The 24245-nt window shown below is 42.1% G+C and carries 21 protein-coding genes; 12 read left to right on the forward strand and 9 right to left on the reverse strand.

The window, feature by feature from the left end; genetic code table 11:
* Positions 1–84: 84 nt before the first annotated feature.
* Together FN961_RS04410 and FN961_RS04415 are read right to left on the reverse strand one after the other, a co-directional pair.
* On the reverse strand, positions 85–480 hold the full coding sequence (locus FN961_RS04410) for an ATP-binding protein (RefSeq protein WP_143563330.1): 396 nt from the start codon (positions 478–480) through the stop codon (positions 85–87).
* The gene (locus tag FN961_RS04415) at positions 473–1924 is read right to left on the reverse strand and encodes a SpoIIE family protein phosphatase (RefSeq protein WP_143563331.1); all 1452 of its coding nucleotides are present in this window, start codon (positions 1922–1924) and stop codon (positions 473–475) included. Before FN961_RS04415 ends, FN961_RS04410 begins: the two co-directional genes overlap by 8 nt.
* Positions 1925–2284: 360 nt before the next feature.
* Here FN961_RS04415 and FN961_RS04420 point away from each other — a divergent pair, with 360 nt between their 5' ends.
* From FN961_RS04420 to FN961_RS04435, 4 genes are read left to right on the forward strand one after another with little or no spacing between them, the layout of a single operon-like run.
* Positions 2285–3205, forward strand: coding sequence for a phosphate/phosphite/phosphonate ABC transporter substrate-binding protein (locus FN961_RS04420; protein WP_229814618.1), 921 nt, complete (start codon positions 2285–2287; stop codon positions 3203–3205).
* A complete protein-coding gene (locus FN961_RS04425; protein WP_143563332.1) occupies positions 3205–6699 on the forward strand; it encodes a PAS domain S-box protein in 3495 nt (1164 codons plus the stop codon). Before FN961_RS04420 ends, FN961_RS04425 begins: the two co-directional genes overlap by 1 nt.
* A gap of 49 nt (positions 6700–6748) precedes the next feature.
* Complete coding sequence (locus FN961_RS04430) at positions 6749–8263, forward strand: sigma-54-dependent transcriptional regulator (protein WP_143563369.1); 1515 nt, start codon at positions 6749–6751, stop codon at positions 8261–8263.
* A gap of 36 nt (positions 8264–8299) precedes the next feature.
* Positions 8300–9043: a phosphatase gene (locus FN961_RS04435; RefSeq protein WP_143563333.1), complete on the forward strand. Its 744-nt coding sequence runs from the start codon at positions 8300–8302 to the stop codon at positions 9041–9043.
* 37 nt (positions 9044–9080) lie between these two features.
* Here FN961_RS04435 and FN961_RS04440 read toward each other — a convergent pair whose 3' ends face one another.
* Positions 9081–10547 carry a capsule assembly Wzi family protein gene (locus FN961_RS04440; protein ID WP_143563334.1) on the reverse strand — a complete coding sequence of 489 codons (1467 nt, stop codon included), beginning with the start codon at positions 10545–10547 and terminating at the stop codon, positions 9081–9083.
* Positions 10548–10869: 322 nt separating this feature from the next.
* Here FN961_RS04440 and mak point away from each other — a divergent pair, with 322 nt between their 5' ends.
* From mak to FN961_RS04455, 3 genes are all read left to right on the forward strand, one after another.
* On the forward strand, positions 10870–11760 hold the full coding sequence (gene mak / locus FN961_RS04445; protein ID WP_143563335.1) for a fructokinase: 891 nt from the start codon (positions 10870–10872) through the stop codon (positions 11758–11760).
* A gap of 82 nt (positions 11761–11842) precedes the next feature.
* The gene (locus tag FN961_RS04450; protein ID WP_143563336.1) at positions 11843–12628 is read left to right on the forward strand and encodes an ElyC/SanA/YdcF family protein; all 786 of its coding nucleotides are present in this window, start codon (positions 11843–11845) and stop codon (positions 12626–12628) included.
* 23 nt (positions 12629–12651) lie between these two features.
* Positions 12652–13326 (forward strand): DUF2982 domain-containing protein, encoded by a 675-nt coding sequence (locus tag FN961_RS04455; protein ID WP_143563337.1) that lies wholly within the window; start codon positions 12652–12654, stop codon positions 13324–13326.
* A gap of 42 nt (positions 13327–13368) precedes the next feature.
* Here FN961_RS04455 and FN961_RS04460 read toward each other — a convergent pair whose 3' ends face one another.
* The 4 genes from FN961_RS04460 to galU form a co-directional block, all read right to left on the reverse strand.
* Complete coding sequence (locus FN961_RS04460) at positions 13369–13776, reverse strand: bactofilin family protein (protein WP_143563338.1); 408 nt, start codon at positions 13774–13776, stop codon at positions 13369–13371.
* Between the two features lie 98 nt (positions 13777–13874).
* Entirely contained in the window at positions 13875–14366 is a 492-nt protein-coding gene (napF, locus tag FN961_RS04465) for a ferredoxin-type protein NapF (RefSeq protein ID WP_143563339.1), read from the reverse strand.
* Positions 14367–14530: 164 nt separating this feature from the next.
* Positions 14531–15544: a UDP-glucose 4-epimerase GalE gene (gene galE / locus FN961_RS04470; RefSeq protein ID WP_143563340.1), complete on the reverse strand. Its 1014-nt coding sequence runs from the start codon at positions 15542–15544 to the stop codon at positions 14531–14533.
* A 2-nt stretch (positions 15545–15546) separates the two neighbouring features.
* Positions 15547–16464: a UTP--glucose-1-phosphate uridylyltransferase GalU gene (gene galU / locus FN961_RS04475; RefSeq protein WP_143563341.1), complete on the reverse strand. Its 918-nt coding sequence runs from the start codon at positions 16462–16464 to the stop codon at positions 15547–15549.
* A gap of 293 nt (positions 16465–16757) precedes the next feature.
* Here galU and phhA point away from each other — a divergent pair, with 293 nt between their 5' ends.
* The 5 genes from phhA to maiA all read left to right on the forward strand — a co-directional run bounded on the left by phhA (position 16758) and on the right by maiA (position 21684).
* Complete coding sequence (gene phhA / locus FN961_RS04480) at positions 16758–17555, forward strand: phenylalanine 4-monooxygenase (protein ID WP_143563342.1); 798 nt, start codon at positions 16758–16760, stop codon at positions 17553–17555.
* Between the two features lie 45 nt (positions 17556–17600).
* On the forward strand, positions 17601–17939 hold the full coding sequence (locus FN961_RS04485) for a 4a-hydroxytetrahydrobiopterin dehydratase (RefSeq protein WP_143563343.1): 339 nt from the start codon (positions 17601–17603) through the stop codon (positions 17937–17939).
* 231 nt (positions 17940–18170) lie between these two features.
* Positions 18171–19709, forward strand: coding sequence for a transcriptional regulator TyrR (gene tyrR, locus FN961_RS04490; RefSeq protein ID WP_143563344.1), 1539 nt, complete (start codon positions 18171–18173; stop codon positions 19707–19709).
* Positions 19710–19963: 254 nt separating this feature from the next.
* Positions 19964–20950, forward strand: a complete 987-nt coding sequence (locus tag FN961_RS04495; RefSeq protein WP_143563345.1) for a fumarylacetoacetate hydrolase family protein — start codon at positions 19964–19966, stop codon at positions 20948–20950.
* Positions 20951–21024: 74 nt separating this feature from the next.
* Entirely contained in the window at positions 21025–21684 is a 660-nt protein-coding gene (gene maiA, locus FN961_RS04500) for a maleylacetoacetate isomerase (RefSeq protein ID WP_185972726.1), read from the forward strand.
* 19 nt (positions 21685–21703) lie between these two features.
* On the opposite strand, the gene FN961_RS04505 is transcribed toward maiA, so the two are convergent.
* Entirely contained in the window at positions 21704–22906 is a 1203-nt protein-coding gene (locus FN961_RS04505; protein WP_143563347.1) for an ROK family protein, read from the reverse strand.
* 154 nt (positions 22907–23060) lie between these two features.
* Complete coding sequence (nagA, locus tag FN961_RS04510) at positions 23061–24245, reverse strand: N-acetylglucosamine-6-phosphate deacetylase (protein ID WP_143563348.1); 1185 nt, start codon at positions 24243–24245, stop codon at positions 23061–23063.

A 24245-nucleotide genomic window follows, 5' to 3' on the forward strand; every position in this document is an offset into this window, starting at 1 on the left:
AGAAGAAGCAAGTGAAGGGCCTATTGAGAAAATGTGAACGACTAACTATAAAAGTCCGTAGTGACTTTTCAGGCTGTAACTTGTCTATTCATGCCTTAGTAGAGATAATTTCAGGTGTGTGCCCGTAGCTGAAGATTGAAACTTTACTTGATCCATCCACTGTTGAATGATCCACAAACCTCGGCCGGAAAGTGATAAGGGAGAAGGGCATGCAGCCTCTTCATTTAAAGGGGGGAAAGGCGAGTTGTCCGATAGGTCTATGGTGATCATATTACTATCACAATGCAAGATGATGATGATATCTTCGAGCTGGCAAGTGGTATGTTCAACCACATTGCCTAAGGCTTCCATAACACAGGTTATGACTTTAAATTTCTGTTGAGACAATACATCATTTTGTTCTAGAAATTGATCCATCTTCATACAAAGTAAATTATCGTCTAGCATGGACTGTCTGACATTTAATTTAATACTATTCATATATCCCCTGAGAGGCATCGTTGATGTTTAACGTTTTTTGAGGGGTTATATCAACATCTTCTTTATTTGCTGTGATCTCATAACTCACCCTGATGCTGTTTTCAAGGGCTACAGATAGTTCATGATTATCCAATATGTCTACTTCAGCAGCTTCAAGGTCACTTTGTACCAGTTCATTTTTAAGTGAATTGAAACTGAGTTCATCTGCATCGTCACATGAGGAGGAAAGTGACGATAATATGGTTAATTCAGGTGCGGAAATGATCATCATAGATATGTCATCCTGAGGCTTTTTTTGCTGCCAAAGTTCCATTGAATGGCAGAGATGATGCAATAATGCTTCAGGGGTAAGCTGGTGGGCCTGATCACAAGTGTTAACTAATCTCTCTAGACTGAACTCACCAAATTTAGGATGGCGACATTCATATAAACCGTCTGAATAGAGCATTAATTGTTGATGTGACTTAAGGCTGAAAGCGTTGTTTTTATATCGATATTGACTGTCTATGCCTAAGGGTAAACCCGCATCTAATGTCATCAATGAAGCCCCATGCTTATCAAGCAATATGGGTTGAGGATGACCCGCTAACGTGAGCTTTACTTCGCCAGTTAAGGTATTCGCGATGCCCAGAATTAAGGTTGCAAATCGGCCAGTATTTTCTGGATCTTCAAAATCCCGGTTGAGTTGATTAACAATTAATGCTGGATCTAAGCTTTCCCAATGGCAACTGCTACAGCTAAGCTGTTGGGCTAGAGTGAAACTTTGCATAGAAGCCGCAATGCCGTGTCCAGTGACATCTAGCAGATAAAAGCCTATGTTTTCTTGGTCAATATTAATGTATTGAAATATATCACCAGCAAGTTCTTGTGCTGGTTTAAATCGAGTTGCAAGACTCCATCGATTGACGAGTTGGCCCGAAGAGGGTAGGTGTGAACCTTGTAATTGTGCAGCACTCTTTAGGTCATCTTTAACCTGCTCAAGATAAGCGTGCTCCTTGTTGAGAGCATCATTGAGTTTAAGGTTTTTATCGGACAGTCTGGACTGAAGGTTGACTATTCTTGCTGCAGCTAAGATTCTGACTTTAAGCACACTGGGAATAAAAGGTTTTGCGATAAAGTCATCGGCTCCAGACTCTATTCCTGTGACGATATGCTCAGCTAAGTTGTTTGCTGTTAACAGTATGATATAAGGAGGGGATGTTAAATTTTTAAGGTGCAGGCAAAGCTCTGGGCCTGTTAATCCCGGCATTCTCCAGTCACTGATTACGATATCTATTGCTTGTTTAGGGTATTGCTCAATGGCTTGTTCTGCACTGTCGCAACAGATCACATTGAGCCCCATACTTGTTAATAATCCAACAATAAAAAAACGTTCACTCTGAGTATCCTCTACGACTAAGATCGTTAAGTTTTGAGTCTGTTGTTGGAATAAAGTCTCAAGCATCAGATATCTCCTGAAAGAATAATCGTCAACACTAAAACGCAAGTACCGTGCCACACGGATAGTGATGCTATCTAAGTGACTTGAATTATTGTGTTAATTATATTTTGTTGATTGTAGCTTGGTTTTCAAATCGTGTTTTATTTGCAAAATGCAATTAAGGTCAACATCTTGAAAATAGGTGGTCGTGTTACTAAGCTTATTGATGAGTTGTTCATTTTATATTTGTCATAAAAAATATAATAAATACTAAATTATTCAATAGTATATGTATGTTATGAATATTATACATTGAGTTTTCAACTCTAAATGGCATAGGCATTGCGAAGTAAAGGGAAATCATCATCACTAAGGGGATGCAAAGTGAAGAGATTAAATTTGTTGAATACGATTGTCCTTCCTGTATTTTTAATCAGTACTAGCTGGTTAGTTTCAGCACAAGGGAATGAAAATAATGAAGAAAAAGTTGATTTTGATAAACCTGTTGTACTGGTTTTTGGGATAGTACCTCAACAGGCCGCAAGCACGTTGGCTCGTTTATGGTCACCAGTTTTTGAGGTGTTCTCCCAAAATGCAAATTTCCAATTGCGTTTTGCTACTGCCCGAGATATCCCTACTTTTGAGAGCAGGCTTGCTATAGGCGAGTACGATATTGCGTATATGAACCCATATCATTATACGTCTTTCCATGATTTGGTCGGTTATCAAGCTTTGGTGAAGCAAGCAGGAAAACAGATAAAAGGCATCATCGTGGTGAAGAAAGACTCACCTATTCAATCGTTCCAAGATCTAAATAACAAGCAAATAGCGTTTCCTGCCCCTGCCGCATTTGCTGCCAGCGTATTGCCTAGAGCAAACTTAAACATTGAAGGTATAGAAGCGAAAATTAAGTATGTGGGTTCTCATGACTCAGTCTATCTTGCGGTGGCTCAAAACCTAGTTGATGCAGGGGGGGGAGTAAAGCGCACCTTTAATACCATGGACAAATCGACATCAGAACAGTTACGAGTGCTGTGGGAGACCCCTGGCTATACGCCACATGCTGTTGCGGTTCACCCAAGAGTCCCTGCTGACATTGTTGATGAATTAAGGCTGCGGTTTATTGAGTTAGGATCTTTGCCTGAGGGGCGTGAGGTATTGAATAAATTGAAGTTTAGTCGTTTTGAATCTGCAAAAAATAGTGATTGGGATGATGTTAGAGCATTAGGTTTAGCGGAGTTATCTAAACCTGCGACGAATTTAGAGCCAAAACAGGCTGATTCCACATCAATTGGAGAGCATTAGTGTCTTTTAGGCTAAAAACGGTACTAGGAATAGCTTTCATTGAGGGAGTGTTGCTGCTGCTTTTGGTGTACACCAGTGTCGATTATCTGAAAAGTTCCAACGAAGCTGAAATATCAAAGCGTGCAAATGCAATTGTGACACTTTTTGCTGCAGCGACTAAAGATGCCGTTATTAGCACTGATGTATCAACGCTTCGAGTGCTCGCTAATGAGTTACTCGCGCATACGCAAGTTTTGTATGTGAATATTTACGATGAAAATTCATTATTAGTTGAGCTGGGCGAGGGAGGGAAAGTCGATGCCGAGTTATTGGCTGGTGATATCTCGACTCTTGATGACGGTATTTTAGATGTTCAGGCGGATATTCTAGAGTCTGGATATCACTTAGGTTATATCGAGCTTGGGATATCGGTACATGAGTTTGATGAGTTTTTAGCAAGTGCAACGACTCGTTTCTTTTCAATTGCAGGATTAGAAATGGTGCTAGTGGCACTTTTCTCTTGGCTTTTAGGTCATTACTTAACAAGAAACCTAAGTGAGTTAGAGCTTGCATCAAATCGCATTTTGCAAGGAGAGACAGGAATACAGATCCCAGTTACGTCAACTGACGAAATTGGGCAAACAACTCGCGCATTTAATCGGATGATAGAAAAGGTTGAAAGAAATGCGAAGGAGTTGGAGGGGGCGAATACTCGTTTAAATGCCATTCTTTCTGCGGCTATTGATGGTTATATTATTATTGATGTCGATGGGGTTATCACCCAAGTTAACCCCGCAGCTTGTCGACTTTTTGGTTATAACAGTCAAGATATTATTGGTCAGAATGTGTCTATATTCATGCCAAGTTATGAACGACATATACATGATGTTTTTCTTAAACGCTTCATCGAAGGAGAGCGGGAAGCGCTTGACCGCAATGGACGGGAACTGATGGCGCAACATAAGGACGGTAGCTTGTTCCCCATTGAGTTATCTGTGTCGAAAATGACCATTGAAAATGAAATTATGTTGTTGGGTCTAGTTAAGGATCTTAGTGATATAAAACGTAAAGAGATTGCTGCACAAAGAACTGAGTCCATTTTATTAGCGACCCTTGAAGCGAGTCAAGATGCGTTAATCACTATTGATATTACTGGAAAGATTCAAGAGTTTAATCAATCAGCGTGTCAGCTATTTAAACATGACAGCAATACTGTATTGGGGAAACGGTTAGAGGACCTCCTTTTTGACGGCATAGATAAGCGTTGCTTTAAACAAGGGTTAGAGGAGTTTCGTCGTACAGGTTCAGGGCCCGCAATCAAAAAAAGCATTGAGTTAATGTCGGTAAAAAGCGATGGCGGTTTGCTGCCCATTGAAATGAGGATGATCCCGGTCCAACTTGGTGATGAGATTTTTTTAACTGCATTTATCCATGATATTTCAACACGTATGGAGTATGAATCCCAACTCAAACAAGCAAAAGAGCAAGCGGAGTCGGGCAGTAAAGCTAAGTCCAGATTTTTAGCAACGATGAGCCATGAGATTCGTTCTCCATTGAATGCAGTGTTAGGTAGTGTTGAGCTTATCTTGGATTCTGAATTAAATGAGGAGCAAAGAATTTATGCCCGCACCGCACATGAAGCGGGCACAGCACTACTGAGTACCATCAATGACATTTTAGATTTTTCTAAGATTGAAGCTGGGCAGATGACACTTGAATCAGCCAGCTTTTCCCCTGAAAAGCTAGTATCACAAGTGATGCAGATTTTGGCGCCTAAAGCGATGAAGAAGGGAGTAAACCTCGCCACTTTTATTAACCGAAATGTGCCAGAAATGGTTAAAGGCGATGCGCAACGACTACGTCAAGTGCTGCATAATCTAATCGACAATGCGATTAAGTTCTCCGACTCAGGTTGTATTTCAGTAGAGATGTGGATCCCTAATAGTCACCATCAAGAGGTGCAACTGTATTGTGCCGTTAAAGATGAGGGAATAGGCGTGAGCCTTGCTGCTCAGAAGAAGCTATTTCAGGAATTCAGTCAGGTTCATGACCAACACAATACTAACTATAAAGGAACAGGTCTTGGTTTAGCTATTTGCTCTGAACTTATCGCTATGATGGGAGGAAATATAGAGTTAAGTAGTCGATTAGGGCACGGTAGCTGCTTTAGGTTTGATGTACGCCTGAAGTTGGAAGAACAAAAGGTGAGCAACTCCTATCATCTTCCTCCGCACACGCGAGTACTGTTAGTCCATCCTGATACAACTTTCGTAGAGTTAGTCAGAAAACAATATAGTCAATACGGCGTGTTTAGTGAGAATGTGGTGAACATTTCAGAGCTCATCGGTAGTGACAAAGCCATGGGACGTTTTAATTTAATATTAATCGATGAAACAAGCTTGCCTGATCTAAACCTTAACCAGACACGTTTGTTGAAGGATGATTTTTTATTTGAAGATGGCATGGTCGCACTTTTAGTATCTGGACTACGCTCTGATATGTCAGGGGAACTGGCAGATATAGGGTTAAAACAAGTGATTAATAAGCCTTTAAGCAGGGAGATGTTACTTGGGTTATTGAGCAAGGCTAAAATTCAGAAAGTTGAAGAGAGCACGGATGACATTTCGTTACCTGATCACGGAGTTAAAAATAAATTACTACTGCTGGCAGAAGACAGTCTCTCTAATCAGTTAGTTGCTGGTGCGATGTTGAAAAAATCGGGGTTTGAAGTGGAATTTGCCAATAACGGTATTGAGGCTGTTGATATGGCGGCTAAAAAAGAATATGGCCTTATCCTGATGGACATGAGAATGCCTGAAATGGACGGGGTTGAAGCGAGCAAAATGATTTTATTGAATGAGCCTAATACGATTATTTTGGCCATGACAGCGAATGTCCAACAAGAGGATGTGGACAGTTGTTTATCGGTAGGCATGAAGGACTTTGTCCCAAAGCCTGTGAGTAGAGCTAATTTAACCAAAGCCATTAATCAATGGTTACCCGTTTTAACCGATAAAGCGCATGTGGTTAATCTCAATAAAAATAAAGAGAGAGTAAATGAGTTCAAAAGTTGTGAACAGGCTAATGAGGACATAAGCTTTACAGATGATATGACAAGTAGGTGCAATATTTCGCCTGAAATAGAAGATCAATCTGAATCGCTAGAGCAGATAGATAACTTGTTTGATGAAAGAGTTATAGCTGAGCTTTTCGATGTACTGGGGCAAGAGTCTGTTGAGGGCATGTATTCAGTGTATCTAGAAGAAACTCGCGAGCGTCTAGACATATTAAACACGTTAATGGAAAACCTTGATTACACTGAAATAGATAATCAAGCTCATACATTAAAAAGTAGCTCGGGTAGTTTTGGTGCCCAAGCTCTCTACGAAATGGCTAAAAGTCTAGAGCAAAGTGCGAAAGAGCAGGATGAGAAGAGTATTGAATCACATTTTTCTGCACTGCAGCAAGTTGGAGAACAAACGTTAAAGGCATTTAAAAGCAGGTTTAAGGTGTAATTAACACCTTAGTATCGAAATAAGCATTGAAAGTGAGGTAATGAAAGATATGGATATAAGTCATTCATTTACCGTTTTGCTGGTGGAGGACAGTATGTCACTAGGGGCGCTCTATACGGAATATTTACGCGCCGAAGGAGCAAAGGTCACTCACGTAAACCACGGTGAGGATGCGCTAACTGAATTAGCTCAGTGGCAACCAGATCTCCTAGTGCTAGACATTAAACTGCCTGATATGTCGGGGATGGATATTTTACAGAAAGTGCAATCCAACTATGCCAACATTACCGTCATCATGATCACGGCTCATGGCACTATTGATCTGGCCGTAGAGTCAATGAAATCTGGTGCTTTCGATTTCTTAATCAAACCTTTTGATGCGAAGCGTCTCTCTATTACGATACGAAACTCACTTAAACAACGCCAACTAGCGACATTGGTGGCTAAATACGAACAAAGCTTGCCCAAAGCTAATTACATGGGCTTTATTGGTGAATCTTTGTCGATGCAAGCGGTTTATAAAACCATAGATTGTGTTGCTAACAGCAAGGCATCTGTTTTTATCGTGGGTGAAAGTGGTACAGGTAAAGAGGTGTGTGCACATGCTATTCATCATGCAGGTAATCGCCGAGAGGAGGCTTTTGTCGCTCTTAATTGTGCTTCTATCCCTAAAGATTTGATTGAAAGTGAGATATTTGGTCACACCAAAGGTGCATTCACTGGTGCGGTTGCCAATCGAGATGGAGCTGCGACTCGTGCACATAAAGGCACACTTTTTCTCGATGAAATTTGTGAAATGGATTTGGAGCTGCAAAGTAAGTTACTGCGCTTTATACAGACAGGCGTTTTTCAAAGAGTGGGAGGAACTAAAGAAGAGAAAGTTGATGTACGTTTTGTTAGTGCAACCAACCGCTCCCCTTGGAAAGAGGTTCAAAAGGGACGTTTTCGTGAGGATCTCTTCTATCGCCTTCATGTTATCCCTATCGAGTTACCGCCGTTAAGAAATCGGGGTAAAGATATTCTGTTGTTGGCGAAAAAGTTGCTTACTGAATATAACCAAGAAGAGGGAAAGCAGTTTAAAACATTAAGTCGAGATGCGAAGAAAATGCTTCAAGCCTATGATTGGCCTGGTAACGTAAGGCAATTACAGAATGTGATTAGGCAAGTTGTTGTGTTGAATTCATCTGATGTTGTTGAAGTGTCAATGTTACCGGCACAGCTGACGTCGAGTTTAAGCCGCACGAGTTTAGTGCAACCCTTAATAGGTGAGCAACTCGTTCCAGAGGTCGGGCTTTGTTTAACTAATGGAGCTCAGTTGTCGTCCTCAAAGCGTGAAAGTGATGATTTTAAGCATTTTGAATTGGACGTTCCAGTAAATAAAACTATTGAAAAAAAAGAGATTGTTCCCCTTTGGTTATCTGAGAAGCAAACAATAGAAGCTGCAATTAAACAATGTGATGGCAATGTTCCTAAGGCTGCGGCATTATTGGACATTAGCGCGTCAACTATCTACCGAAAGCGTCAACATTGGGAAGAGCTGCAGAATGTTATTTCTGGAGGTTAGCTCTGCTTAATGTTTACCTCTATTAAGAGAGTCTAAATGCAGTACCTCGTCGACACACATGCCCATACCATCGCTTCAACTCATGCCTATAGTACTATTCACGATTACATTGCCGTGGCCAAAGAGAAAGGGCTTAAACTATTTGCGATAACAGATCATGGTCCAGATATGGCCGATGCACCTCATTTTTGGCACTTCGTCAACATGAGAGTATTACCTAGAATTATCGATGGTGTGGGAATGTTAAGAGGCATTGAGGCAAACATTAAAAATGTTGCTGGTGAGATAGACTTTTTTGGCGATTACCTTAAAGAATTAGATATTGTGCTGGCAGGATTTCATGAACCTGTGTTTCCGCCTTCAGACTGTCAAACTCACACCCAAGCCATGATTGCGACGATTGAAAGTGGTTGTGTCGATATTATTACTCATCCAGGGAATCCTGCCTATCCGATAGATATTTATATGGTTGCCCAAGCTGCAGCAAAATATAATGTTGCATTGGAAATAAATAACTCTTCGTTTTTGACTTCGCGTAAAGGCAGTGAAGGGAACTGTTTGGCCATTGCTAAAGCTGTCCGTGATGCTGGTGGTTTATTGGTTATGGGCTCTGACTCTCATGTGTCATATTCATTGGGAGAGTTTGGACAAGCCATCGATATCATTAATAAAGCTGAATTTCCCCATGACAGATTATTGAATAGAAGCCCGAAAGCCTTATTATCATTCTTAACTGAAAGGGGACATAAGACGTTAGCTGACTTTGCTGAACTAGAATGAAGCTCTAGGTTTTTCATCTAGAGCTTCATTGTGTTAACTAGAAACTTCTTTCCCAGCCAGCGTAGACAGTAGTATCCCAATCGTTGCCACCATTGTTGACATACTGGCTGTAACCTAAGGTGCCACCGACTTTCAACGTGCCTTCATAAAATGGACGATGATAACTGGTATCTAACTGATAAACACGCTCGTATTCATTTGGTGATACAGGGTTACCACCTTCAGGACTGCCGGTATCGGTTCCATCTGTGTTCAGTCTCAACCAACGTAGCTTATTGGTGATGTTTTGTCCGCCACCGAGCTGCGTTATCCCGCCAATAACTAAGGTTGCTGAATCATTATCATAGGTGCTACCTAAACTTTTGCCATAGTAGCGATAACCGCTCTGGTAGAAGCCATGCTCATACATGCAGTTATAAACATCAGACTCGATACCACATGCTGCTCTGGTATCTGCATACTCGATAAAAACACGAGTATTGATATCAGCTAAGACGAAATCGACCCCACCCATGTTTGAGGCGTTAATGAGTCTATTTTTACCATTGTGATAATCTTCGTGAATACGCTCGTAGTAAATGCCGTATGGGATCCCAAAGGCGGTATCTGACCAACGGAAATCGTAGCCCGCAAGCATATTCTCTTGGCCATTTTCTATTTCGCCTTCACTCATGCCACCGTTAAACAAGCCGTCCCACCAATCACCTAAACTGTTACCGTAACCGTCGCCGCCCCATTGCATAGTCCATGAAAAGCCAACTTCCAATTGAGAGATTGGTCGAAGTGTACCGCGAGCACCCCAGTGTTTAGTCTCTGGCACATAACGGTCACTTTCCATCTTGCTAAAACTGGTGGTAAAGGTCCATGGACCAACCCAATTTAACCAAGGAGTTTCGAAAGCTTGGCTGTTATTACGGCTAAAAGTGATCCCTGGCATAGGTCTAGCGTTGGTGGTCTGAATCAGTCCAGTATCCCACCCTGGTCCCCAGTATTTTTGTTGAGCCCCAGCACTAACTATCCAGTTGCCAAGCATTACAGCTGCAAAACTGTTATCCAAACGCGTGCTGTTTCCATCTATTGGATCATAGTGATAGCTTGCTGAAAGACGTCCACTGTACCAATCTTGGGTCACTTCCGCGTCAACGCTAGTTTGTGCTTTGTCGCGATAATCTTGGCCAAAACCAATAAAGCGTGTGGGATCTGATGCTGCAGCCAGTTCAATTTTAGTATTAAAACTACGGTGATCTTTGTTGTATGCAGCACTAACACGTTCAAAGGCTGATATCTGGTTTGAGCTCATCTTGGATTGATCAGCTTTGTCCATGTCTTGCTTAAGGCCATCCCACATTAGTGGGTAAGTGGTGATTGGTTGCAGTATCACTCCAGTATCTGAAAGCAATTGAATGTCTGCTCGTAATGCCAGATCGTTGGGTTCAACCCACCAAGCAGCCTGTAGTGAACTAGAGCTTAATAGTAATAATGCTGATAATAATCGGATTTTCATAGTGTTCCCTTTTGATATTGTGGGCATTCTAGATCAAATGGAATCATTGGAAAAGATACGAATTATTTGACGTAACAAATAACCACTTAAGTTACATTCGTGTTGCTGTTGTGTTTTACTTTGAGTGTTTATTTGGGTTTGAAATGTGTGTTGTTGGTAAGTTTTGGCTTAATTTCTTTTGCTACAAAGTAATGTGTATTCAAATAGATGATATTTATTATGGCAAATGAGTATAAGTGAGAAGGTGATAAATCCTCGCTACTTAGGCTGATAATTCTTATATTCGTTGGCTTTAAAATATAATGGCTATGGAGTAGAAGATATGTTGCGAATGGGTGTCGATCTTGGTGGAACCAAAATTGAAATAGTTGCCTTAAATGATGAAGGCAAAGAACTCTATCGTAACCGTATTCCTACTCCAAAAGAATATCAAGCAACATTAGATGCGATAGAGATGCTTGTGAATGAAGTTGAGGTTACGCTGAGTGAAACTGGAAGCGTAGGAATTGGGATCCCTGGGGTCATATCTCCCTATTCTGGTTTGGTTAAGAATGCCAATTCAACGTGGATTAATGGTCACCCGTTAGATATGGATCTAGGTGAACGCTTAGGGCGTGAAGTGAGAGTCGCGAATGATGCTAATTGCTTTGCTGTTTCTGAGGCCATTGATGGTGCTGCAGCGGGTAAAAGTGTGGTGTTTGGCGTGATTATAGGTACTGGCTGTGGGGCGGGAGTGGCGATTAATGGCAAGGTTCACAGTGGTGGCAATGGGATCGGTGGTGAATGGGGACATAACCCTTTACCTTGGATGAGAAGTGACGAATACAATACCACGTCTTGTTTTTGCGGTAACAGAGATTGCATTGAGACGTTTGTTTCAGGTACTGGATTTGTCAGAGACTATAGAGAAGTGGGTGGTGAAGCTGGCAGTGGGATCGAAATCGCAGCATTAGTTGAAACTGGAGATGAGATAGCTAAGGCTGCATTTGGACGGTACATCGATAGATTAGCGCGCTCATTGGCGCACGTCATCAATGTTCTTGATCCTGATGTGATTGTTTTGGGTGGCGGCGTGTCTAACATTGCAGCCATTTATCCTTTGTTACCTGATGTTTTACCTAAATATGTACTGGGTGGTGAGTGCCGTACCCCAGTGCTGCAAAACATGTACGGAGGCTCTTCTGGTGTGAGAGGTGCCGCTTGGTTGTGGTAGCGTAGAGAGGAAACAAGGACTTTGAGCTAGAGAGGGAAGTTGCTAGAATAGCGGCCGGACTCTTAAATGGATGTTGGACTCGATGTTTTGGTTAAAGAAAATACTCTCTCAGTTGTTTATGCCTGTGCCCTTGATTGTGCTTATTCTATTATTTGCTTTGGTGATCCTTCGCAATCGAAAATTAGTCCGCAGTATATTATCCGTTGTTATTGTTTTACTGGTTTTCTTGAGTAGCACGCCTGGCAGTAATTTACTGAGCTCGCCACTGGAAAGTCAATATAGCGTCAACAGTGGTGCCATTCCTAAGGGCTGTTTAGTCATGGTGTTGGGCAGTGGTCACGATGATTCAGTGCCAGGTACGGCAATACAAAAATTATCCTCAACCGCGCTGACACGATTAAGTGAAGGGATCCGTCAATTTCATCTAGGTAGTGATTGTAAATTAGTGGTAAGTGGTTGGAGTGGGGTAGAGGGCGCACGTTCTCATGCCGAAGTGATGGCTGAAGCGGCAGCTGAATTAGGTGTTTCTAAAGACCGTATCATCACATTCCCACTGGCAAGGGACACCATTGAGGAAGCCGAATTTCTCAAGTGGGAAGTCGGCAATTATCCTTTTAGGTTGGTGACCTCAGCTTCACATATGCCGCGTTCTATGGCTATTTTTCAAAACATGGGCTTAAATCCAGAGCCTGCCCCCACTGATTTCATTACTCGAAATGGTTATTGGTGGCAGCTAGATGCGCATAACTTATGGTCGTCACAACGTGCTATTCATGAGTATGTTGGTCGTCTTTGGTTTAGCCTTAAGCACCAAAACGACGATGTTGTCATTGGTCATGATCCATCTCTTGCGAGAGAAAATCGCTAACAATCATATTTAGGATTAATTTTTTGAACATTGAAGTCATAGAAGTGCGTTCGGGCGTTAAACGAAATGCCATTACGTTAACTTGCTTAGGTTTTGCCGGTATCATTTTAAGTTTGGTATTGTTTCTCAGCTCGTCAGCCCTTTTAGGTCCTGGTTTATGTATATTTACCTTAAGCATCATCTCTACAGTGCTTGGTATTTCTAAACAGATGGAGCCTGAAGTGAGTGTCACTCTGTCGCCTGAAGGATTGAGTTACCACCATCGCAGAGGCAGTTTGTTTATAGAATGGGAGAATATTCAGCGCTTTGATAGCCCTAAAAGCCGAGATGGATTAGAGACTATCGAGCTGCCTTTTATTGGGATCCGTTTGAAAAAAATTAATCCTGTGTTGGATATGATCCCTGGTCGACTAGCTACGGGACTACTGACTGAACAGCGTCCATTGTTAATGTCCGCTGTGACGTTAGATGAAAGCCTAGAAGCGCTGGAAGATTACCTTAACTCTGAGTTCATGCCATTAGTGGTTCATGAGGAGAGGTATCGAGGAGTCCTTGCTATGTTTGGCCATCGATGTGAGATGCTCAATAGAAACTTGGGCTACCACTTATATATTCCGATAGATTGTTTGGATAGAGAACCGAGAGCGTTTTTGAGCTTGTTACGAGATTACTTACAAAAGGTACGAGAGGAAACTTGATAATAAACATCCATGTTTAACAGGTGAGAGTAAAAGTCGATTTTAGTTGGCTTGTAATTCGCCTTCGATGTCGCCATTAAGACTGACTTTTTGCTCTTGGCTGTTGAGTAAGGCTATCTCTTCTCTAACTCGCATACCAATAAACTGCCCACCTTCAAAAATCTCCATTGATTCGCAGGCTATTTCACCTTCAACAGTACCCGTGCTGGTGATGTTTAGTTTGTCGCATTTGAGTTTTCCTTTGAAGTTGCCTGAGACTTTCAGTTCAGAGCAACTTAGCTCTCCATCAATATATCCGTCGACCTCAATGGTTATTTTACCAGCCGAACTGATTTTTCCATGAACCTCACCACCAATAAGTGCCTCTCCTGCAAAGTGGCTTTCTCCTGATAGTTTAGTTCCTTGGGCGATGAAAGTTAGTCCGGTGTTCGATCTCTTTTTAGCAAACATAAGCGTCTTAAATTGGCTTCTAGATACAGGGATATTAACCTTAAATTAACATTGGCGAAACCATTAATATTTGGCGCTGCATCGTCATTTTTTTGGCTTTATAAAGCTGTAGTCGAAGAGGTGATAACGATAGCGTTATTAGGGCAGGGGGCCACACATGCTCCGCAACCTGTGCATGCGTCAAGGTCGATATTTGGATGAGGGGCTTGACCTATGGCAGGTTTGAAAGAGATGGCTCTAGGATCGCAAGCATCTTTGCAGCTTTGGCACCAGATCCCTTGGTTAGCAAGGCAGCTATCATTAACCGTTGCGGTGATTTGCCAAGCAGCTTGCGCTGTGTCATTAAAAATAGCTTCGGGGCAGACCTCTGCACATTTTTTACAAAAGGTACATTCATCATCTTTAAAGTCGATTTCAGGAAAGCCACCGTCACCTATAATTATGATGTTGGTTTCACATGCTTGGATGCATTTATCACACCGGCTACAGACATCGGTAAACTCAATATCATCACGGCTCCAAGGCGGGCGTATGGCATTAGTTTTACGGCGATTAAACAGGCGTCGACGACTTTGGTTTATATTACTCATGTATTTATCTCTTTCAATTAGGTGTGATCCCCAAGCGACTTAATGATGTTGATAGAATCGCCTCTGAAGACAAGATGAGAAGTCACCTTGATGAAGACTGTTCTGGGCGGAGAGGAGGTCGCTTATACAGAAGCAATAAGCGACGTTGAATGATGTATCGTTATTTAGCTTGTGTAGCCATTTGGATTAGTCGATTGCCAGTTCCAGCTACTATTGGCCATATCCTCAAGGGTATGAGTTGCTTGCCAACCTAATTCAGTTTGTGCCTTTAGGGGATCGGCGTAACAAGCGGCAATGTCACCAGGACGTCGAGCGACAATTTGATAGCTAATCTTGCTACCACAGGCTTTTTCAAATGCATTAACCATGTCAATAACACTATAACCCACACCAGTGCCTAAGTTATAGGTCACTAGGCCAGATTGAGTATTGAGTTTATCTAAGGCTTTCAAGTGACCAATAGCAAGATCGACCACGTGAATATAGTCACGTACACCAGTGCCGTCATGGGTATTGTAATCATCACCGAACACACTCAGTTTTTCTCTTTTTCCAACGGCAACTTGTGCAATAAAAGGCATCAAATTATTTGGGATATCATTAGGATCTTCACCTATGGAGCCGCTAGCGTGAGCGCCTACAGGGTTAAAGTAGCGTAGCCTTGCGATATTCCAGCTCGGATCTGAGTGATAAAGGTCTTCAAGAATGTTCTCGACCATCAATTTTGACTGGCCATAAGGGTTAGTCGCTCCCGTCGGGAAATCTTCAGTGATGGGTAAGCTTGCTGGGTCTCCGTAAACCGTTGCCGATGAGCTAAACACTAAGTTTTTGACGTTATACTCAGCCATCACTTCACATAACACTAAAGTACCTGAGACATTTGTTTCATAGTAGCGAAGCGGTTGTGCCACGGATTCGCCTACCGCTTTCAAACCGGCAAAATGAATCACTGATTGGATTTTATGATCGCTGAATACTTTCTGGAGAAAGGCTTTATTCAGTATATCACCTTGGTAAAAGGTGACTGATTTCCCAGTGATAGCTTCGACTTGGTGCAGAGCTTCAATGCTTGAATTCACTAGGTTATCGATGATAACGACATCCTGATCGGCATTTAATAGTTCTACTACGGTATGAGAACCAATATAGCCGGCGCCACCTGTGACTAAAATCGTCATGTTCATTTTTCCTTTTCGAATTCGCTAACTAATTGCTTAAGGTACTGCTTGAAATCATTACCGATCTCTTTATGACGAAGTGCATGCTCTACATTAGCTTGCATATAGCCTTGTTTATTTCCACAATCGTGGCTTTTACCCTTCATGTAGTAGGCGTTTACCGTTTGATTTTCCATCAACATGGCAATGGCATCGGTTAACTGAATTTCATTACCAGCACCAGCAGGTGTCTTTGCCAATAATGGCCAAATTTCTGCTGGTAAAATGTAACGGCCTACAACAGCTAGATTTGATGGAGCTTTTTCTTTACTCGGTTTCTCAACAAGTTGCGCTAATGGAATCGATTCTCCGGGTTGAAAGTCATGACCATTTACATCTGCAATGCCGTATTGATCCACTTGATCATGAGGCACTGCTTCAACCATGATTTGACCTGTCTCTGTTTGATCAAACAGTCTGACCATCTCAGCAAGGTTATCCTTGCGCAGATTGCAACTGGCTTCATCAACAAGTACATCGGGTAGAAGGACAGCAAAAGGGGCGTCCCCGATAACAGATTTAGCACATAAAATAGCATGCCCTAAACCTTTAGCTTGTGATTGGCGCACGCTTATCACGGTGACACCTTTAGGACAGATAGACTGAATTTCAGACAGTAGCTGACGTTTTACACGTCGTTCAAGCTGGGCTTCAAGTTCAAAACTGGTGTCAAAGTGATTTTCGATTGGGTTTTTACTGGCGTGAGTTACAAGTACAATTTCATTGATGCCTGCATTAATGGCTTCATTGACAACATATTGAATAAGCGGTTTATCAACGACAGGTAGCATCTCTTTTGGAATCGCTTTCGTTGCTGGAAGCATCCTTGTTCCTAGTCCCGCAACGGGAATAACAGCCTTAGTTATTTTATGTTGTTTCATTCTTGTCCTTTCATGTACTTATCACTTAATCCTTCTATTTTAATAAACTTACACAGAAAAGCCATATTAATAGTGAGCTTACGAATGAGTGATAGAAAGTAAATATTCTTGGCAATAAATGGTTACGGGTTAAAGTTATATTTTTCAATGCATTGCTAGTTTGTAGTGTCAGGCGTAACTTTATGATTACGTTTAGATGGTTTAATCGAACGATATAAAAAGTGTGAAGTGGTTAACAAAAAATGCGCTTTGGTCAACTATGAAGATGGGATCCATAACGTATATTGAGAAAAATGAGTAAACACACTGAGTATGTAGCCCGTTTGCCCGATGCAAATGGTCAGTTATTTTTTCCTCAAGAGGAGCATGCTGTTTGGCAAGCACTTTACAATAGGCAGCAGGGCAACTTAACCCAATTTGCTTGTTCTGAATATCAACGGGGATTAGAAAAACTAAATCTTTCCAATGATAAAATCCCGCAGTTAACGGATATTGATAAGGTATTATTCGATACCACGGGTTGGGTAACAGCGGCGGTGCCTGCGCTTATTTCGTTTGAGAAGTTTTTTGCGTTATTGGCAAACAAGGAATTTCCTGTAGCCACATTTATTCGCAGTGAAGATGAATTTGATTACTTGCGTGAACCGGATATTTTTCATGAAGTGTTTGGGCATTGCCCATTGCTAACCAATCCATCATTCGCTCATTTCTCACACATGTATGGCCAGTTAGGCCTAGCAGCAAGCAAGCAAGATCGTGTTTTTCTAGCGAGATTATATTGGTTTACTGTGGAGTTTGGTTTGATCCGCAATAAAGACAATTCATTAGAGATCTACGGTGGTGGGATTTTAAGTTCTCCTGGTGAAACACTTTATGCCATGGGGGATACACCTCTGATTAAACCATTTAATTTAGTAGATGTATTAAGAACACCTTATCGTATCGATATTATGCAACCCGTTTATTATGCTATTGATAATATAGAGTATCTCGATGAGATAGTTAAAATGGATATTATGGGGGCTGTGGATGAAGCTAAAAAGTTGGGACTCTTTGAACCACTTTTTGAACCAAAATCTAAAGCCAGTTAAACACTAAAACTAAAACGAATAAAAAATAAATTGAAGGAATGAGAGATGACTAAATTAGCCGATATGAAGTGTGAAGCCTGTCAGGCTGACGCCCCAAAAGTAACCGATAGCGAGTTGGCAGAATTAATACGGTTAATTCCGGATTGGGGAGTCGAAGTACGTGACGGCATCATGCAGCTAGAGCGTGTGTATAAATTTAAGAATTTTAAGTTGGCCATGGTATTTACCAATAAGCTTGCTGAGCTGGCTGAAGAGGAGTTTCATCATCCAGGGATTCTAACTGAATGGGGCAAGGTCACTGTGACTTGGTGGTCACACTCTGTTAAGGGACTTCACCGTAATGATTTCATTATGGCATCGAAGACTGACCAGTTATTGGATTAAACTTTAAGTTATTAAATATCAGCAGGTTAACATATGTTTTTCTGCTGTTTTATTCCTTTGTTACACTTTGTGCTGTAAACAAGACTTGCCACACTAATCATAACCTTTTAACGTATAGGCGTCTGAGGTTATATGATTATCTTTTGCAATCGTTCTATTGCCATTAAATATCATCAATAACCCAGTATCTCCCACGAAATTAATGTGTTTGATAAAGGGAAAAATACCAGTATGCGGCTGGAAGTATGTTGTTTGGACCGAGTGGGTCTAGCTAAAGATATTTTGATGATTTTAGAAGGTTACGGGATTAATCTACTTGCTATTGATGCCAGTAACCAAGGGTTTCTCTACTTACAATTTGCTGAAGTGAATTTCGATACGCTCAGTGAGTTGTTGCCTCTGATACGAAAAGTTGAAGGAGTACATGATGTTCGTACCGTTTCTTTTATGCCGTCAGAGCAGGAGCATTACGCCTTAAAAACCCTGTTAAAAACCTTACCTGACTCGGTCTTTTCAATCGATGTTAAGGGCAGAGTGCGGATTGTGAATGAGTCGGCAACAATGACCATAGGGATGAATGAACATGAGATTTTAGATGAATCTCTGAATCATTGGGTGCAAGGGTTTAACTTTAGTCGTTGGTTAAGCGAGAGCTTAGTGTTAGCTCAGGCAACACGAGTGAATATTGGCCAGAATGAATATTTGGCTGAGATGCTGCCTATCTATCTTCCCGATGAAAATGATAAGTCAATTCTTGCAGGGGCGGTTGTTTCACTAAAATCTCCAGCAAGGGTGGGTAAACAGTTTAATGCGCTGCAAAATCAAACCGTGGGTTTTGAAAATGTATTAGTCACCAGTGACAAAATGAAAGAGGTGCTTGTACAGGCTCGCCGAATGGCACAGCTTGATGCACCACTTTTGATCACCGGTGAAACGGGTACTGGTAAAGAGCTTATGGCGAGAGCATGTCATGATGCGAGTATGCGCCGAGAATATCCGTTTATCGCGATTAACTGTGCGGCTTTGCCTGACAGTGCAGCGGAAGAGGAGCTATTTGGTTATGTCCGCAATGGCGAGATAATTAAAAGAGGATTCTTCGAAGAGGGCAAAGGCGGAACCGTATTTCTTGATGAGATCGCCGAAATGTCTAAAACAGCGCAGGTGAAGTTATTACGTCTTCTGCAAGATGGTACGTTTAGGCGTTTGGGAGAAGATCAGGAAGTCAGGGCTGATGTTCGGATTATCTGCTCTACCCAGAAAAATTTGGCTGAATTATGCCAGACGGGAGATTTCAGAGAAGATCTCTATTACCGCATACATGTACTCAGTTTTCACCTTCCATCGTTGCGTGAACGCAAAATGGATGTGATCCCGCTTACCGAGATGTTTCTTGAACATTATAGCCAGCAGCTGTCTATCCCGATCCGTCGGATCTCAGCTCAATGTCGTGAACATCTGCTCAATTATGCTTGGCCGGGTAATGTGAGACAGCTTAAAAATGCGATTTTTAGAGCGGTGTCTATGTGGGATGGCTCAGCGGAGTTAACAGTTGAACAGTTAAAATTACCCTCATATGCCGAAGGTTTTGGTTATTTTGACCATCAGTTTGAGGGAAGTTTAGATCAGGCAATGAAGCAATTTGAGGCCAGTTTACTCAGAAGACTCTATCCAGCCTATCCAAGTACGCGTCAGTTAGCTAAAAAGTTAGGTGTATCTCACACCGCAATCGCGAATAAGCTTAGAGAATATAAGATAAGTAAACAAAAGTAGATGTAACAACAAATTGCCACCTAAGTGCTGGGTTTTTCATCACAGTTTGTGGGAAAAGCCCAAGTGCCTAGGTGATGAATTAGCTGTAATTATTTGTTTACGAAATAACATATCGAAAGGGACTCAGTGATTTATATCACCCTATTCCTATCGGTCTACGCTTACTGTATTTCTATAGTCATTATTGCGTCAAATATTATTAGGTAAGCAAACATGGGTTTGTTTGCCTGTAGAGATCCAAGACAGGAGCAGGTATGAAGTTAGCCAGTTATAACAATGGTCGTCGTGACGGCCAATTGATGTTAGTAAGTAAAGATCTCTCAAAAACAGTCGCTGTTCCCGCTATTGCTCATACGATGCAAGAGCTACTTGATGCATGGCAGTTGCTTCAGCCGCAATTGAGTGAGTTATATGATGCATTGAATGATGGATTGATCGATAACGCTATCGATTTCGACGAGTCTAAATGTTTATCTCCTCTCCCAAGAGCGTATCAATGGGCTGATGGCAGTGCTTATGTAAATCATGTTGAATTAGTGCGTAAGGCGCGTGGCGCTCAAATGCCTGAAACATTCTGGACAGATCCTTTGGTTTATCAAGGTGGATCAGATTGCTTTATCGCGCCTAAAGCTGACATTCCATTGGGAAGCGAAGAGTGGGGCATCGATTTTGAGTCTGAAATAGCCATTATTACTGATGATGTACCGATGGGTGTTTCAACGGAAAATGCTGAAAAGCACATTAAACTACTCATGTTAGTTAATGATGTTTCCTTGCGTAACTTGATCCCTGGTGAGTTGGCGAAAGGTTTTGGTTTCTATCAAGCTAAGCCATCGAGCAGTTTTTCTCCGGTTGCCGTGACACCTGATGAGTTGGGCGCACGCTGGGAAGATTCTAAAGTACATCTACCATTAATCACTCACCTAAACCGTAAGTTATTCGGTCAACCCAATGCGGGTGTCGACATGACATTCAACTTTAGCCAACTTGTATCTCATGTGGCTATGACTCGTCCATTGGGCGCTGGTGCGATTATTGGCTCTGGTACTATCTCAAACTATGATCGCAGTGCAGGTTCAAGCTGTTTAGCCGAAACGCGTATGCTGGAGACGATTGCTGATGGTAAGCCGTCAACCTCATTTATGAAGTTTGGTGACCGAGTTCGTATTGAGATGCTGGATGATAATAACAAGACGATCTTTGGCTCGATTGACCAGCAGATAGTTGAGTACAAAGCTTAGTATTAATTCAGATGTGTTTTTAAAAGGCTGATTCATTGAATTGGCCTTTTTTGCATCAAGAGGAATAACTCATGTTGAAGCTTTATGGATATTGGCGCTCAAGTGCTGCTTACCGTGTCAGAATTGCATTAAATTATAAAGGGTTGGAGGCTGAGCAGGTTTCTGTTCATCTAGTAAAAGAGGGCGGTGAGCAGCATAAGGCGGATTACGCCAAGTTAAATCCACAAGAGTTAGTGCCTGCTTTTATCGATACGGATTCTGGTGATACTAGTGGTGAATTTGTTTTGTCGCAGTCGCTTGCCATTATTGAGTATCTTGATGAAAAATACCCTGAAATGGCTTTGCTTCCTCAGAATATGCAACAGAGGGCTATTGTGCGTTCAATGGCGATGTCGATTGCTTGTGAAATGCATCCACTTAATAATCTAAAAGTACTTCAGTATCTTGCAAAAGAGCTTAACGTCGATGATGACGCCAAATCGTCTTGGTATCATCACTGGATCCACGAAGGGTTTGGTGCACTAGAGAAGCAGCTTGAGGCGCATGCTGGGCAGTTTTGTTTTGGTGATAGTGTGACATTAGCTGATTTGTGCTTAGTGCCTCAAGTGTATAACGCCAATCGTTTCAAGGTGGATTTACAGTCTTACTCCAACATTGTGCGTATCACCCACAATTGCAATCAACTGGGTGCCTTTGTGGATGCCATGCCTGAACATCAAGATGATGCAACTTAGGCATTCTGTGTTAGCTTTTTTACAGTAGCTTGAGTAGCAAACCCTGCTCAAGCAATGCTCTTCTGACGAGTGTAAAACCTCCATACCAAGGACTTTGATAAATCTCTGAACAGACTATTTTGGTATCAAGCTCATCATTTACGCACACGGTTTGGCTTTTTAAACAATGTGTAAGTACAGGATGAATAATACTAAAAGCCTCACAGATTTCACCGGCTAGAACGACTCTATCAGGGCGAAGTAAATTAACACTCATGGCAATAGCGCGGCCAAGGTTCGAAGCCGCTTCTTTGAGTAGGTCATGAGCCAACTTGTCTCCGGCTTTAGCCATTTTACAGATGTCACTAATATTGGCTTGCTCACTGAGCAGGCTAGGTACACCGGATTGGAGTAATTTATGGCAACGACTCTCGATAACTGAATTGCTAACCATGGTCTCTAGGCAACCAAAATTTCCGCAATAACAGCGCTGTCCTAAGGGATCAATCTGTATATGGCCCATTTCACCAACGGCGAGGTTACTTCCTTCATACAGCTTGCCATCGAGTATCATGCCAGCCCCCACACCGTTATGAACACTGACATATAAGCTGTTTTTAACCCCTTGAGTGACACCAAAATGATGTTCGGCCAGAGCCATCGATGAGATAAAATTATTGATGTAACAGGGCAATCCCATCGCCTCTGTGACTTTCTCCGCCAATGGTAAGTTACTGATACTGATATGAGGCATGAAGGTGATAATGCCTTTTGATGAGTCGACAAGCCCCGGTGTACAAACACCTATTCCGACAAGACAGCGAATGTGTTGCTGATGAGTGTCGATAAATTCACGTAGAGAGGAAATCAGTAGTTCAGTAAATTCAACCTGATTGACAGGCTTTAGGGGAATAGAGCTTCTGGCGAGTAAATTACCCGAAAGATCACACAAACCAATATGCAGTTCTGTTCGCCCTGCACGTGCCGCTAGGATCTGTACTTTTCCTAATGATGGCGCTAAGGAGGTCGCTCTTCTACCACGCTCTGAAAACTGCTGTTCCTGTTCTTGAATCAGCCCTGCTTGGATTAACTGTCGTGTAATTCGGGTGACACTGCCTGCAGCGAGGCGGCATTGCCTAGCAATTTGAATCCGAGAAATGGAACCACTTTCAACAATGACTCTGTAGACAGCGGAAATATTTCGCTCTTTTACGAAATCAAGATTAGCAATTACAATCGACATTTTTATTATTATCCTTTTTATGTCTTTCACTTATATCTATATCCCAAAATCACCTTCAGAGACTAAGCCCATATATCGAAGGTGGTTTTGGGATATTGATTTAGCGAGTCAGATTCTAGAAGAAATCGGACCCGCTAGCGACTAAAAGCTCAAATCAAACGGCGATATTATGGCAGAATTGAATATCTCCTCCACTTACCGTTCCCTGTATTGTGAACTTGTCGTCAAAGAATGCCAGATTAGCATATTGGCCTACTGCAATACTGCCCATTTCTTTTTCAATATCAATAGCACGGGCTGCATTGATGCTTGCCATGCGAATAACGTCATGGGGAGCGAGTCCTGCTCGTACACTATTTGCTACGGCATGGTTCATGACTAAGGCAGAACCTGCAAGGGTGCCATCGGCATTGGAGCATTTACCGTTCTGGTGTTGAATCATTTGACCTGAAAATTCAAACTCTTCAATAGTGGTTCCAGCAGGCGTGGTAGCATCCGTCACGAGAACCAAACGGTCTTGAAGTAAACGATGAGCAATCCTCAGGTTTTCCCAAGCAAGGTGATAGCCATCAGCAATGATACCAGCACCAAGCATATTACTGTCGAACACTGCGCCGACAACGCCAGGTTCACGACTGCCCAGAGGACTCATCGCATTGTGCAAATGAGTCACAAACCGAGCGCCAGCTTGTTCAGCTAATTTTACTTGCTCACAACTGGCATTGGTGTGTCCAATCGAGACAATAATTCCAGCTTCACAGAGTTTCTCGATAGTATCAGCAGGGCAGACTTCGGGAGCTAAAGTGACCATGGCAATGGCATCGGCATTGTCACAGAAATAGTTAATCATTTCTGCAGAGGGCTCACGAATATAATCTAAACTGTGTATACCTTTGCGTGCTTGACTTAGGTAAGGCCCCTCTAGATGAATCCCTGGAACTCTATCTGGATGTTCAGACTTGTATTGACGTACAACATCAACCGCCTGACGCATATCTTGGTCACTGCTGGTGATCAGTGTCGGTAAAAATGTCGTGCAGCCGCTGAGCAGGTTTGTTGCGTGCATGACATCTAACGTTTTGGTCGAGATGTCATTGTTAAATAACACTCCACCACAGCCATTTAATTGCAAGTCGATAAAGCCTGGGCTTAGATTAAGGCCATTGAGATCAAATACCACATGGTCTTTAACAATATCGTCAGCTTTGCCAATTGCAATAATTCGACCTTCATCTATGACGATGGCGTCGATACCAGACTGTTGTGGATCACCCGTCAATGGATTAAAACCGACCAATGCATAGCTTGTTTCTGAATGAAGGATCAGGTTATGCGGCAT

The organism is Shewanella hanedai (assembly GCF_007197645.1).
GTDB classification, from domain to species: domain Bacteria; phylum Pseudomonadota; class Gammaproteobacteria; order Enterobacterales; family Shewanellaceae; genus Shewanella; species Shewanella hanedai.

Excerpts from the sequence above, each read along its gene's own strand:
- FN961_RS04410 (WP_143563330.1), bottom strand. The coding sequence starts at position 480 with ATGAATAGTATTAAATTAAATGTCAGACAGTCCATGCTAGACGATAAT.
- FN961_RS04430 (WP_143563369.1), top strand. The coding sequence starts at position 6,749 with ATGGATATAAGTCATTCATTTACCGTTTTGCTGGTGGAGGACAGTATG.
- FN961_RS04505 (WP_143563347.1), bottom strand. The coding sequence starts at position 22,906 with ATGTCGATTGTAATTGCTAATCTTGATTTCGTAAAAGAGCGAAATATT.
- FN961_RS04495 (WP_143563345.1), top strand. The coding sequence starts at position 19,964 with ATGAAGTTAGCCAGTTATAACAATGGTCGTCGTGACGGCCAATTGATG.
- mak (WP_143563335.1), top strand. The coding sequence starts at position 10,870 with ATGTTGCGAATGGGTGTCGATCTTGGTGGAACCAAAATTGAAATAGTT.
- galU (WP_143563341.1), bottom strand. The coding sequence starts at position 16,464 with ATGAAACAACATAAAATAACTAAGGCTGTTATTCCCGTTGCGGGACTA.
- galE (WP_143563340.1), bottom strand. The coding sequence starts at position 15,544 with ATGACGATTTTAGTCACAGGTGGCGCCGGCTATATTGGTTCTCATACC.
- FN961_RS04485 (WP_143563343.1), top strand. The coding sequence starts at position 17,601 with ATGACTAAATTAGCCGATATGAAGTGTGAAGCCTGTCAGGCTGACGCC.
- FN961_RS04415 (WP_143563331.1), bottom strand. The coding sequence starts at position 1,924 with ATGCTTGAGACTTTATTCCAACAACAGACTCAAAACTTAACGATCTTA.
- FN961_RS04460 (WP_143563338.1), bottom strand. The coding sequence starts at position 13,776 with ATGTTTGCTAAAAAGAGATCGAACACCGGACTAACTTTCATCGCCCAA.
- phhA (WP_143563342.1), top strand. The coding sequence starts at position 16,758 with ATGAGTAAACACACTGAGTATGTAGCCCGTTTGCCCGATGCAAATGGT.
- FN961_RS04435 (WP_143563333.1), top strand. The coding sequence starts at position 8,300 with ATGCAGTACCTCGTCGACACACATGCCCATACCATCGCTTCAACTCAT.
- nagA (WP_143563348.1), bottom strand. The coding sequence starts at position 24,245 with ATGCCGCATAACCTGATCCTTCATTCAGAAACAAGCTATGCATTGGTC.
- FN961_RS04440 (WP_143563334.1), bottom strand. The coding sequence starts at position 10,547 with ATGAAAATCCGATTATTATCAGCATTATTACTATTAAGCTCTAGTTCA.
- napF (WP_143563339.1), bottom strand. The coding sequence starts at position 14,366 with ATGAGTAATATAAACCAAAGTCGTCGACGCCTGTTTAATCGCCGTAAA.
- FN961_RS04450 (WP_143563336.1), top strand. The coding sequence starts at position 11,843 with ATGTTTTGGTTAAAGAAAATACTCTCTCAGTTGTTTATGCCTGTGCCC.
- tyrR (WP_143563344.1), top strand. The coding sequence starts at position 18,171 with ATGCGGCTGGAAGTATGTTGTTTGGACCGAGTGGGTCTAGCTAAAGAT.